Here is a 10669-nt window from a genome sequence, read left to right on the forward strand (position 1 = left end):
TGCTCACCCACACTGTGTGGGTGAGCAAGCCGGTCTGTCCAGGCGACCGATCCACTGCCGGATGAGAACGGTTGCTCGCCGGCCATGAACGTGTCCGGTCGGCTCCTGGGAACACGGGTTACCGGGCGTAGTCGAGCACCACGTCTCCCAGCACCGGTGCGCCGTCACGTTCGACAGCGGTGGCGCTGATGATCAGCTGTCCCGGCTCCCGCCAGATGCGCGACCGCAGCGTCTCCCCGGGGAACAGCACGCCGGCGAACCGCGCCTTGAACCCGGTCACCCGGCCGGCGACGGAGTCCAGCACCGTATCGGTGGCGGTTTTGCAGATGATCCCGTAGGTGCACAGACCGTGCAGGATCGGCGCCGGGAAACCCGCGCCCTTCGCGAATTCGGGGTCGGAGTGCAGCGGGTTGCGATCGCCGCAGAGGCGGTAGAGCAGGGCCTGCTGCGGCAGGGTCGCGGTGGTGACGTCGAAATCCGGCGCACGGTCGGGGAGTTCGGCCTTGCTGCTCGGGCCGCGCTCACCGCCGAATCCGCCTTCGCCGCGGGCGAAGATGGAGGATCGTTCGGTCCACAGCGCTGCGCCGTCGGAACCGGTCACGGTGAACTCCTGCACGATCACCGCGTTGGCGCCCTTGTCCCACAGTTCGCTGATCCGGCCCGTCCGGGTCGCCTTACCCGAGGCGGGCAGCGGCCGGTGTATCCGCACTTCCTGCGAACCGTGCACCACCTTGGCCAGGTCGATATCGACGCCGGGGAACCTCACCTTCGGCGGGTCGGTATCGCGCAAGGTGTGGGCGACGGTGGCGAAAGTGGGCAGTACCTGCGGTTCCCGGTCGTCGAGGTAGCGCAGTTCGGCCGGCTCGGTCCACCGGTGGCCGGCGCCGATGCCCAGGTGGTAGAGCTGGACATCGGAGGCGGTCCAGGAGAATTCCTTGCTCGGGAGTTCCGCGCCGAGCGCGACTTTCGGATCGATGGGCATACAGATTCTCCTCGGATCGGCTCAGGCCGTGGTCTTCGAACTGGCGATGATGTCGTGGACCGCGAGGTAGCCGAAGGCGATCGCCGGTCCGATGGTGGCGCCGGGGCCCGCATACGTGTGGCCCATGACCGGGGTCGATACGTTCCCGGAGGCGTACAGGCCCTCGATCGGGGTGCCGTCCTCGCGTAGGACCCGCGCCGCGGTATCGGCGACCAGGCCGCCCTTGGTGCCGAGATCGCCGGGCACCATCTTGGCCGCGTAGAACGGACCCTGGACCAGGGACGCGAGGCACGGGTTCGGTTTCACGGTCGGGTCGCCGTAGTACCGGTCGTACTGGCTGTCGCCGCGGCCGTAGTCCTCGTCCTTACCGGTTTCGGCGAACTTGTTGAACCGCTCCACCGTGGCCGCCAATTTATCGGCGGGCACCCCGATCTTCTCGGCCAGTTCCGGCAGGGTCGCGGCCTTGACGATGAGGTCGTTCTCCATCCAGCGCGCCGGGAACTTCAGGCCCGGCTGCAAGCTGGCGAACATGTAGCGGTTGCGGTAGCGCTGATCGAAGACGAGCCAGGTCGGGATGTTCTCCCCGGGTCCCTCACCCTGCCCGTATTCACCGCCGTACATGGTGTGCACGGCCTCGACATAGGGCGCGGACTCGTTGCCGAACCGCTCACCCCGCGAGTTGATCATGATGGAACCGGGCAGGTTGCGCTCGGACAGCGCGAACCAGGGCTTGCCGCCCTTGAAGATGGTGGGCCCCCACCACGCGTCCTCCATGAAGCCGATAGCGGCGCCCGCGTCCATACCGGCGACGATGCCATCACCGGTGTTGGTGGCGGCACCGGTTGTCCACTCAGTGGTAATCGGTTCGCGCTGGTACTTGGCCCGCATCTCGGCGTTGTGCTCGAACCCGCCGCTGCCGAGCACCACGCCGTGGCGCGCGGTGAAGGTGACCGTTTCGCCCTTGTGGGTGGCCTCGACGCCGGTGACCTTGCCGTTCTCGACGACCAGTTTGGTCATGGGGGTGTCGAGCAGCAGGGGCACGTTCGCGTCCATCAGGCCCTTGCGCATACCGGCGATGACCGCCTGCCCCATCACCATCAGATGTTTGTTGGTGAACTTCGCCCAGTAGGTGCGCGCCCCGACGCGCAGGGCCCGCAGCATGCCCTTCGGGTGGCGGCGGATCAGGTTCAGCCGCACGAAGTCGGCCTGGGTGACCGCCACGTTCAGCGGCGCCTTGGAATAGGGCGGATGGATATTGAACCGCTCGTCGCCGAGGATCTTGGCGTTGAACGGCTTCGGCTCGCAGGACCGCCCGCCCGCCCGGCCGCCGGGGGCCTCTGGGTAGTAGTCGGAATAGCCCTTGACCCAGGTCATCTTCAGCGGCGAGTGCGCGAGGACGAAATCCATGGCTTCGGCGCCGCGATCGATATAGGTATCGATCCGCTCGGCGGGCACCACGTCGCCGATGATGCTGTGCAGGTACCGGCGCGCTTCCTTGCGGTCGTCGGGACCGCCCGATTCGCGCAGGGCCTTGTTACCGGGGATCCACACCCCGCCGCCCGAGCGCGCGGTAGATCCGCCGTAGTACGGCGCCTTCTCCAGGATCACCACACTCAGCCCGTTGTGCGCGGCGGTGAGGGCGGCGGTCATCCCGGCGGCGCCGCTGCCGACCACCACCACATCGTATTCCCGATCGTTCATGTAGAACACGTTATAGAATGATGTCGCTGTTGGTCTATGTTGTCTGGCAGAAGACTTGTTCTGCGGCGTAAACAGCAGGGAAACTCGTTTCAGTTTGTGGTGGAGTTCGCGACCGCGCTCTCCGCCGGAGTCTGCGCGATGCGCCCGCGCGCGTCAAGGCCCGTTACGCGCGGCTGGCCGCGATCGCCGCCAAACCCGGTATCTACTACCCGCCGCTGCGCCGGGCACTGGAGAAACGGCTGAACCGGCTGGACCGCAGGTCCGCGACCACGCTCCGGGTACTGGCCCGGCGCGGCGTGGTGCTGACCGCGGGCGGTTTCATCGCCAACCGCGAGATGCTGCACGCCCACGCGCCCGCCTACAAGAACGGGCTGGCAGGGCTTGACCGGTGCGCGGTCGGTCGGCGGCGCACCGGCGGGCGAAGCCTAGCTCGCCACCGGACTCGATCCGGCCCTGGGCGGCCGCGTCGCGCTACTCCTCGTAGTGTCCGCCGACTCCGATGACCACCAATTCGGTATCGGTCACGTAGTAGATCAGGCGGTGCTCGCGGGTTATCCGCCTCGACCATCTGCCCGCGAGCTGATGTTTGAGTGGTTCGGGCTTGCCGATACCCGAGAAGGGATCGGCAAGCGCGGCGGAGATCTGTTTGTTGGCCGCTTTGAGCACCGAGCGATCTCGGGCGAGCCACGATGTGTAGGTCTCCCAGCCGTAGGCCGTGAACACCAGCTTGCGCTTATGCATCGGGATCCAGCAGCTCCTGCGCTTCGAACCGCCCCTCTTCGGCATCACGTGCGGATTCGAGCAGCCGCACTCCACCATGTGTCGCCAGAACGTAGAGCGTCTCCTGAATCGAGTTCCAATCGGATTCCGACACCAGGACAGCGTTCTGGCCGCTCTTGGTGACCACTGTGACAGTGTCGTGGTCGTCGTTCACCTGCTGGACCAGTGAGAACAGCTGCTGGCGGACCGTGGAGATGGGTAGTGCGGTCATTGATGCCCCTCGGTTGATTCGTACAATATATCGTACAACTTGGGGGTTGATCTGGTCCATCTCAGCGGACCGGGGTTCGTCGCAGCGGAACCCGGTCCGCATCCGCGGGGGTCAACTCCGTGGTCGGCGTCCGAGGTAGCGCAGCAGGCGGTCGGTGCTGGAACCCTCGCCCTCGACGGTCGGGCCGTAGGCGCCCCAGTCGCGCAGCGGTTCGACCCGGCCCTGGGCCGCGGCGAGGATCGGGGCCGAGAGTTCGTCGGTCAGCGGCGATTCCTGTCCGGTGGCGATCGCGATATCCCAGGCGTGCACCGCCGCGTCCAGGGCGCACAGCACTGCGGCCACCGGAGTGGGCAGCGGGCCGAAGGGGAGCGGGGTGGGGCTGCTCCAGGACCGCGGATACACCGGTCCCGAACTGGCACAACGGCTCGGTATCACCGATCGCACCCTGCGCCAGGACATCGCTCGCCTGCGCGAACTCGGCTACCCGGTACACGCCACCCGGGGCCCGGTCGGCGGCTACCGCCTCGGTCAGGGCGCCACCATGCCGCCGCTGCTGCTCGACGACGACGAAGCGGTTGCGGTCGCCCTGGCCATGGGCCTCGCCGAGGACGGGTCCACCGGTATCGCCGATATAGACCACAGCGTCAAACGGACTCTCGCCAAATTGGAACGGATCCTGCCCAAGCGTTTACAGCGCACCGTCAACGCATTGCGCGAGACCACCGCGGTCGGCCCGGCGACGATCGGCTCCCGGGAACCGGACGCGCCGGTGCCCGCGGAAACCCTGGCCACGATCGCGGCGGCGATCCGCGCCGCCCGGGAACTCGAACTCGACGAGCTCCGGGTCGAGCCGTACCGGCTGGTCAGCTGGCAGCGGCGCTGGTACCTGGTCGCCTACGACCTCGATACGCACGCCTGGCGCGCGTTTTCGGTGGCGAATCGGCGCCGGGTGGTGGCGGGCACTCGCCGCTTCGCCGCCCGGACTCCACCCGAGAGCGATCTGGTCGCCTTCGTACTCCGGGAGGTGGCCTCGGCCGGTTACGCCGTGCACGCCCGGGTCACGGTGCTGGCGCCCGCGGAAACCGTTATCGCCCGGATCAATCCGGCGGTCGGGGTCGTGGTGCCGGTCGACGAGGGCTCGTGCCTGCTGCTCACCGGCGCGGACGCGATGGAGACGATCGCCATCTACCTGAGCATGCTCATGATGGATTTCCGTATCGACGGCCCACCGGAACTGGTCGAGCACATCCGCACCCTGGGCCGGCGGTACCGGGAGGCGGTCGCCCACCTTTGACAGGGCCGGGAGCCGGTACCGCGAGCGGCCGGTGATCCAGCGGTGATACACGCCGGGAGGATGTCGCCGGTCGGCCATGCAGCGAAGGGCGTCGATCCGGGTGCTGACCACCGGGCCGGCGGACCGGGTCGCCGGCCGGTCCCGCCTACGTGCACGGATCTCCTCCCGCCGGAAATACGCGGCCCGGCGGGGTGCCGTATACCGGGTGCTCAGGCGGTCGCCGTGAGGGTCGGATAATCCGTATAACCCTCGGCCCCGCCGACATACATCAGATGCGCATCGCGGATCGGGTTGAGCGGCGCGCCGGTGTGCAGGCGTTCGACCAGGTCGGGGTTGGCCAGGAAGGCGCGGCCCAGGGCGATGTGATCGGCTCCGGCGGCGAGCAGGCGCTCGGCCCGGTCGATGATGGCGCCGGGGTCGGGGGCATCACCCGAAGGGTTGGCGACGAGACTCCCGGGCCACAGTGCACGGAGCTGCCGCAGCAGCGGGTCGTTCGCGTCGACCCGGACGATGTGCAGGTAGGCGAGGCCCAGTCCGGCGACCGCGGTGACCAACGCCGGATAGATGGCCTCGGTATCGCCCTCCGCTATGCCGTTGACCGGATTGGCCGGCGAGATGCGCAATCCCACCCGCTCCGGGCCGATGGCCGCCGCCACCGCCGTGACGACCTCGACGGTGAACCGGATGCGGTTCTCGACCGGACCGCCGTACGCGTCGGTGCGGTGGTTGGTGTTGCGGGCCAGGAACTGGTGCAGCAGGTAACCGTTGGCGCTGTGGACCTCGACCCCGGCGAAACCGGCGTCGACGGCATTGCGTGCGGCGGTGACGAAATCGGCTACGGTCCCGTGGATCTCGTCGACCGTGAGTTCCCGCGGCGTCACGGCCGGCTGATGGCCCGACGGGGTGTGCACGGTTTCGGGCAGGGGGATCGGCGAGGGCGCGACCGGGACCAGGCCGCTGTTGTCGGGATGGCCGACCCGGCCGCCGTGCTGGAGTTGCAGGAACATATGGCCCCCGGCCGCCCGGACGGCGTCGGTGACGCGGCGCCAGCCCGCGATGTGCTCGGCGCGGTGGATACCGGGGATATTGGCGTAGGTCTGACCCACCTGGCTCGGAGTGGCGGCCTCGGCGATGATCAGGCCCGCACCGGCCCGCTGGGCGTAGTAGGTCGTCATCAGGTCCGAGGGGGTGCCGTCCGCGCCTGCGCGGTTACGCGTCAAGGGGGCCATCACCAGGCGGTGCGGAAGTTCCAGGCCGGCGAGGTGGGTGGGAGCGAATAGATCACTGGGCGCTGTGGTTGTCATGCCTGGACGGTAAGACCTGACATTGATGTGAAGTTCAAGCCCGAACAGGAAAATGCGAGGTGAGCATGCGAATCGGAGAACTGGCGCAGCGGACCGGGGTCAGCGAACGATCACTGCGCTACTACGAGGAGCAGGGGTTGCTCACCGCCGACCGCACCCCGGGCGGACATCGCGACTATCCGGAGCACGCGGTGGACCGGGTGGTGCACATCCAGGAGCTGTTCGCGGCCGGACTGTGCAGTAAGAAGATCGTGGAGATCCTGCCCTGCATGCGGGACGCCGACGGCGGCGCCAACGAATTCGCCACACCCGCCCTGGTGAACGAGCTGCAGGTCGAACGGGACCGGATCGACCGCATGATCGCCGATCTGCTCCGCTCCCGTGAGGTACTCGACGAGGTGATCGAGCGGGCGGGGGCGAGTTTCACGGCGACGGCTGCGTGAGCGTCCTCGAATAGACCCTTCCGCGTTCGGCATCCGTATCCGACACCGGATATGGCGCTGCGCCGGTGAGTTTCCGGCCTCCAGCGGTCCGCGCCGGTGGCACCCGGTGAAACCGGGAAGCGGCCGACCCGATCCCGTCACGTCCCGGCGAAGAATTCACGTGCCGATTCTGCCGACTTCGCGTCCGCCCCGGCTACACTCGGGCCCACTGTCCCCGAGTCAGGTGGTGGCTCATGGCGTTCGCGGTGTGGGTACGGTCGGTTCCGGTTTACACGTCGTTGCTGGTGGTAGCGCTGAGCGGCTGTGCGTCGCCGAGCGGCGGCGACCCCGGCGCGGTGGCCTCCTCGGCCGCGCCCCCGGGAGCGGCGCAAGGGTCCACGGCCGCGGCGACCGATGAGCAGCAGCCATCGGACCCGCCACCCACCACAGTGGTTTCCCTGGTCGCCGTCGACGGTTCCGGCCGGCCGACCGACGGTTTCGATGTCTCCGGTACCGCCCCCGCCGGCCGCCTCGACTGCACCAACGGCATATCCAGCCGGTCCGCCACCAGCCCGGGTATCTACCACTGTGGTGCCTCCGCCGACGCCGCCGATATCTGCTGGGCGAGGGCGAGCGGAGCCGAACTGCTGTGCGCCGATGACCCCTGGAACCGTGAACTGCGCTGGTACAGCGTCGAGCCCGGGCTCGAACCGATCGGGAAAACCGCCGATCCCGAACCATGGGCGCTCGAATTGGCCGACGGCCGCCGCTGCCGTATCCGGGTGGGCGGGGCATGGGGCGGCCGGGCCGACGGCCTGGTGGGCGCCTACTCGTGCACCGGCGGCGCGGAGGTCGTCCTGCAACCGTCCGACGCCCGGACCGCCATCGACACCTCGGCCCCCACCTGGCATATCCGGCTGGGCGAGCTCGGCGCGGGCTCTCCCGACCTACCCCCGCCGACGATAGTGGACGTACGCACGGCCTATTTCGCGGCCGCGTCCTGACCGGCCGCCGTCCGGCTCGGCTCGGGGGGCGGCTGGATCCGGGCCGCCCCGATCCGTTCGATTCGTTCCCGCCCCCATGCGCCGAGCGGTTCCAGCGCGCTGTTCAGCGATCGACCGAGGCCGGTGAGCCGGTACTCCACCCGCGGCGGCACCTCGGGGTGCGCTTTCCGGCCCACCAGCCCGTCCTCCTCGAGTTCGCGCAACTGCTGGATCAGCATCTTCTCCGAGACACCGGGCAACCCGCGGCGCAGTTCACCCGGAAAGGACACCGAACTCGTCGCACAGGGCGCGGTGCGCGCCGCCGATCCGTCCGCCGCCGTCGCCACGGCCGACCTGGTGATCGCGGTGCTGGGCGACCACGCCTCGGTCCACGCGGTACTGGATCCGGTGGCCGATGGCCTGCGCGGCAAGGCGCTGATCGATCTCACCAGCACCACTCCGGAGGAGTCGCGGGAGTTCGGCCGGTGGGCCGCCGACCGCGGTATCGACTTCCTGGACGGCGGCATCATGGCGGTACCGCCCATGATCGGCGGGCCGGGCGCCTCGATCCTCTACAGCGGGTCGGAGCAGGTCTTCGAGCGGTTCCGCCCGGACCTCGAAAAGCTCGGTGCGGCAGACTATTTCGGCGACGTTCCCGGAACCGCCGCGCTCTACGATTTCGCGCTGCCGGCCGGTATGTACGCCATGTTCACCGGGTTCTTCCACGGTGCCGCCATGGTGCGCTCGGCCGGGGTCACGGCCACCTCCTTCGCATCCCGGGCGGCCGCGTACGTCACCGCCATGGCGGGACTGCTCCCGGCATATGCCGAGGTGATCGACAGCGGCGACTACACCGACGAGGTACAGCCCGCGCGATTCCACAAACCCGCCTTCGACGCGATCGTGCGGGCCGGCCGGGACGCCGGGGTCGCCCTGGACATCGTCGGCCCGATCAAGAACCTCATCGACCGGCAGATCGCCGACGGACGGGCGGGCGAGGGACTGGAACGGATCACCGAGGAGCTGGCCGGGAACCGCGAGTAACGCGCACCACCGGTGCCCGCCGCCTGTCGGTGGTGACCGGCATGATTCGGTCATGGCGTTCACCAACCGGATCGAAGTGCGAGTTTCCGACCTGGATCTCCAGGGGCACGTGACCGGCGCGGCGTATCACCAGTACGCCGATCACTCCCGGTTCGCATGTGTACAGGCGGCGGGCATTTCGGTGGCGGAGATGATCGCGGCCGGCTTCGGCCCGGTGAACCTGGAGACGGTCCTGCGTTTCCAGCGGGAGCTGCGCGGCGGCGACTTTGTCGACATCACCTGCGACTGGGTGTGGGGGACCGGCAAGACCTACCGGGTCGAGCACGTCCTCACCCGCCCGGACGGGGAGGTCGCCGCGACGGTGACGCACGTCAGCGGGCTACTGGACCTGACCACCCGCCGTCTCGTCGCCGACCCGGCCCGGCAATGGCGGTCGATGGCGAGCCGGCCCGAACTGCTGCAGCTTGTCCGATACTGATGTACGTATATAGGTTGGCGCCATCAAGCCTGGTCAATCTGCTGTGCCCGGCCGGGCTACCCATCGCGTAGGTTGTCCCGTGACCGCAGCGATCATGTCGTAGTCGCCGTCGTAGTGCAGCACGGTGGTGTGGTGCCGTTCGGCGACGGCGGCAATGATGAGGTCGGCGACCGACAGTGCGCGCCAGTTTCCGCCCTCTATCAGCAGGCCCTGGATCTCGACAGCGCGATCCCAGGCTTCGTCGGGGGTCGGTAACCAGTCGAAACCACGCAATTCCTCGCGAATCCGCTGGGCGTCGGTCTTCGACCGGGCCGAGTGCAATATCTCCAGCTCGACCGCCCCGCAGATGGCCAGGAGACCGGCATTGTGCAGCGGGTCGATAACCGCGCGGACAGCCGGCTTCGGGTAGCGAGCGAACGCCGACTTGTCGATGAGGTATCGGGTGGGCACCTTCAGGCCGCACCCTGGCCGGCCGGCGGATCGACTGGACCGGTCAGGTCCGGGAGGCCGCCTGCACCGATCCAGTCGAGGAAGGATTGTCGCCGGCGGCGCTTGATCGCGTCCTCGAGGGCAGCATTCACAGTCGCGACCTTGGTCGTCGTTCCGAAAATCTCGGCCGCTGCGGCCAACTTTTCGTCGTCTACGTCGATGACAGTTCGTGCCATGGGCGTATCACCTCCTGATATCGGAACACCTCAGATGATATCGCATACGCCCGAGGTTGATATCATTCGGCCGCCTACAACCAGGTGTCCAGGGTCGTGGTGGTGAGGAAGTGGTCGAGGTCGGCGCGCCAGGGGGCCGGGGTGGTCTTCTCCGGTTCGATGGCGGTGTACTGGCCCCGGTAGAACAGCAGCGGGCGGCCGTTGGTGGCGGCGGGGGTCTCCGACATGGCCAGCACGCGGCCGATGACGATGAAGTGGTCGCCGCCGTCGACCACACTGTCCACCCGGCATTCGATGGTGGCCAGGGAGTTGTCCAGCCGGGGCAGGCCGAGCTCGGAGGTGTGCCAGTCGGTTCCGGCGAACTTGTCCGGTTCGCGTGAGCCGAATTTCGCGCAGACCGGTTGCTGTTCCTCGGCGAGTACGTTCACGCAGAATCGGCCGTTGGCCTCGATGGCGGCCCAGGACCGCGAACCCTTGGTCGGGCAGAACAGCACCAGGGGTGGTTCGAGGGAGAGGGCGGCGAAGGACTGGCAGGCGAAACCGATGGGGGTTTCGTCGTCGGTGAGCGTGGTGATGACCGTGATGCCGGTGCAGAACTGCCCCAGGATATTGCGGAACTGCCGGGGGTCGATGGTGGCCTGCTCCGCGGCCGCTTCGCCCGCGCCGTCGGCCGGATCCGCTGGTGCCGTCACGTTCATACCGTCCTCGCCTCGTTCATGGAGCTGCCGGCGGACGGGCCGCCGGATTCAGCCGGACCCGGTGCGAGTATCGCACCGGGTGCGGCCGGAGATCAAATGTAAAACAC

General features: G+C 68.3%; 15 protein-coding genes. 5 read left to right on the plus strand and 10 right to left on the minus strand.

The features are described from left to right. Positions 1 to 118: 118 nt before the first annotated feature. The 5 genes from ACLML9_RS24895 to ACLML9_RS24915 form a co-directional block, all read right to left on the minus strand. Positions 119 to 982, minus strand: coding sequence for a MaoC/PaaZ C-terminal domain-containing protein (locus ACLML9_RS24895; protein WP_411947794.1), 864 nt, complete (start codon positions 980 to 982; stop codon positions 119 to 121). Positions 983 to 1003: 21 nt separating this feature from the next. Continuing rightward, on the minus strand, positions 1004 to 2692 hold the full coding sequence (gene kstD / locus ACLML9_RS24900) for a 3-oxosteroid 1-dehydrogenase (RefSeq protein WP_411947795.1): 1689 nt from the start codon (positions 2690 to 2692) through the stop codon (positions 1004 to 1006). A 462-nt stretch (positions 2693 to 3154) separates the two neighbouring features. Continuing rightward, entirely contained in the window at positions 3155 to 3424 is a 270-nt protein-coding gene (locus ACLML9_RS24905) for a Txe/YoeB family addiction module toxin (RefSeq protein ID WP_411947796.1), read from the minus strand. Beyond that, on the minus strand, positions 3417 to 3674 hold the full coding sequence (locus ACLML9_RS24910) for a type II toxin-antitoxin system Phd/YefM family antitoxin (protein ID WP_063061950.1): 258 nt from the start codon (positions 3672 to 3674) through the stop codon (positions 3417 to 3419). Before ACLML9_RS24910 ends, ACLML9_RS24905 begins: the two co-directional genes overlap by 8 nt. Positions 3675 to 3785: 111 nt before the next feature. Further along, entirely contained in the window at positions 3786 to 4016 is a 231-nt protein-coding gene (locus ACLML9_RS24915) for a hypothetical protein (protein WP_411947797.1), read from the minus strand. Between the two features lie 31 nt (positions 4017 to 4047). Between ACLML9_RS24915 and ACLML9_RS24920 the strand changes: the two genes are divergently transcribed. Beyond that, entirely contained in the window at positions 4048 to 4968 is a 921-nt protein-coding gene (locus tag ACLML9_RS24920) for a helix-turn-helix transcriptional regulator (RefSeq protein ID WP_411947798.1), read from the plus strand. Positions 4969 to 5177: 209 nt separating this feature from the next. On the opposite strand, the gene ACLML9_RS24925 is transcribed toward ACLML9_RS24920, so the two are convergent. Then, positions 5178 to 6272: an alkene reductase gene (locus ACLML9_RS24925; protein ID WP_411947799.1), complete on the minus strand. Its 1095-nt coding sequence runs from the start codon at positions 6270 to 6272 to the stop codon at positions 5178 to 5180. Between the two features lie 65 nt (positions 6273 to 6337). Between ACLML9_RS24925 and ACLML9_RS24930 the strand changes: the two genes are divergently transcribed. Together ACLML9_RS24930 and ACLML9_RS24935 are read left to right on the plus strand one after the other, a co-directional pair. Beyond that, the gene (locus tag ACLML9_RS24930; protein ID WP_411947805.1) at positions 6338 to 6715 is read left to right on the plus strand and encodes a MerR family transcriptional regulator; all 378 of its coding nucleotides are present in this window, start codon (positions 6338 to 6340) and stop codon (positions 6713 to 6715) included. Between the two features lie 233 nt (positions 6716 to 6948). Beyond that, positions 6949 to 7698: a hypothetical protein gene (locus tag ACLML9_RS24935; protein ID WP_411947800.1), complete on the plus strand. Its 750-nt coding sequence runs from the start codon at positions 6949 to 6951 to the stop codon at positions 7696 to 7698. Here ACLML9_RS24935 and ACLML9_RS24940 read toward each other — a convergent pair. Beyond that, positions 7677 to 7967 (minus strand): winged helix-turn-helix transcriptional regulator, encoded by a 291-nt coding sequence (locus ACLML9_RS24940; protein WP_411947801.1) that lies wholly within the window; start codon positions 7965 to 7967, stop codon positions 7677 to 7679. The two genes, ACLML9_RS24935 and ACLML9_RS24940, sit on opposite strands and share 22 nt — an antisense overlap. Positions 7968 to 7989: 22 nt before the next feature. On the opposite strand from ACLML9_RS24940, the gene ACLML9_RS24945 reads away from it, so the two are divergent. Both ACLML9_RS24945 and ACLML9_RS24950 read left to right on the plus strand, forming a co-directional pair. Next, complete coding sequence (locus ACLML9_RS24945; RefSeq protein WP_411947802.1) at positions 7990 to 8721, plus strand: NAD(P)-dependent oxidoreductase; 732 nt, start codon at positions 7990 to 7992, stop codon at positions 8719 to 8721. 52 nt (positions 8722 to 8773) lie between these two features. Beyond that, the gene (locus ACLML9_RS24950) at positions 8774 to 9199 is read left to right on the plus strand and encodes an acyl-CoA thioesterase (protein ID WP_411947803.1); all 426 of its coding nucleotides are present in this window, start codon (positions 8774 to 8776) and stop codon (positions 9197 to 9199) included. A 33-nt stretch (positions 9200 to 9232) separates the two neighbouring features. Here ACLML9_RS24950 and ACLML9_RS24955 read toward each other — a convergent pair whose 3' ends face one another. The 3 genes from ACLML9_RS24955 to hsaB all read right to left on the minus strand — a co-directional run bounded on the left by ACLML9_RS24955 (position 9233) and on the right by hsaB (position 10562). Next, positions 9233 to 9649, minus strand: coding sequence for a PIN domain nuclease (locus ACLML9_RS24955; protein ID WP_411947804.1), 417 nt, complete (start codon positions 9647 to 9649; stop codon positions 9233 to 9235). A gap of 2 nt (positions 9650 to 9651) precedes the next feature. After that, positions 9652 to 9864, minus strand: a complete 213-nt coding sequence (locus ACLML9_RS24960; protein WP_030522953.1) for a type II toxin-antitoxin system VapB family antitoxin — start codon at positions 9862 to 9864, stop codon at positions 9652 to 9654. 74 nt (positions 9865 to 9938) lie between these two features. Further along, positions 9939 to 10562, minus strand: a complete 624-nt coding sequence (gene hsaB / locus ACLML9_RS24965; RefSeq protein ID WP_051714701.1) for a 3-hydroxy-9,10-secoandrosta-1,3,5(10)-triene-9,17-dione monooxygenase reductase subunit — start codon at positions 10560 to 10562, stop codon at positions 9939 to 9941. Positions 10563 to 10669 lie beyond the last annotated feature (107 nt).

The organism is Nocardia sp. NPDC002869 (assembly GCF_046764065.1).
GTDB classification, from domain to species: domain Bacteria; phylum Actinomycetota; class Actinomycetes; order Mycobacteriales; family Mycobacteriaceae; genus Nocardia; species Nocardia rhamnosiphila.

Bases quoted from the DNA above. Each gene is read 5' to 3' on its own strand.
- ACLML9_RS24935 (WP_411947800.1), top strand. From the start codon at position 6,949: ATGGCGTTCGCGGTGTGGGTACGGTCGGTTCCGGTTTACACGTCGTTG.
- ACLML9_RS24905 (WP_411947796.1), bottom strand. From the start codon at position 3,424: ATGCATAAGCGCAAGCTGGTGTTCACGGCCTACGGCTGGGAGACCTAC.
- ACLML9_RS24930 (WP_411947805.1), top strand. From the start codon at position 6,338: ATGCGAATCGGAGAACTGGCGCAGCGGACCGGGGTCAGCGAACGATCA.
- hsaB (WP_051714701.1), bottom strand. From the start codon at position 10,562: ATGAACGTGACGGCACCAGCGGATCCGGCCGACGGCGCGGGCGAAGCG.
- ACLML9_RS24925 (WP_411947799.1), bottom strand. From the start codon at position 6,272: ATGACAACCACAGCGCCCAGTGATCTATTCGCTCCCACCCACCTCGCC.
- ACLML9_RS24910 (WP_063061950.1), bottom strand. From the start codon at position 3,674: ATGACCGCACTACCCATCTCCACGGTCCGCCAGCAGCTGTTCTCACTG.
- ACLML9_RS24950 (WP_411947803.1), top strand. From the start codon at position 8,774: ATGGCGTTCACCAACCGGATCGAAGTGCGAGTTTCCGACCTGGATCTC.
- ACLML9_RS24895 (WP_411947794.1), bottom strand. From the start codon at position 982: ATGCCCATCGATCCGAAAGTCGCGCTCGGCGCGGAACTCCCGAGCAAG.
- ACLML9_RS24960 (WP_030522953.1), bottom strand. From the start codon at position 9,864: ATGGCACGAACTGTCATCGACGTAGACGACGAAAAGTTGGCCGCAGCG.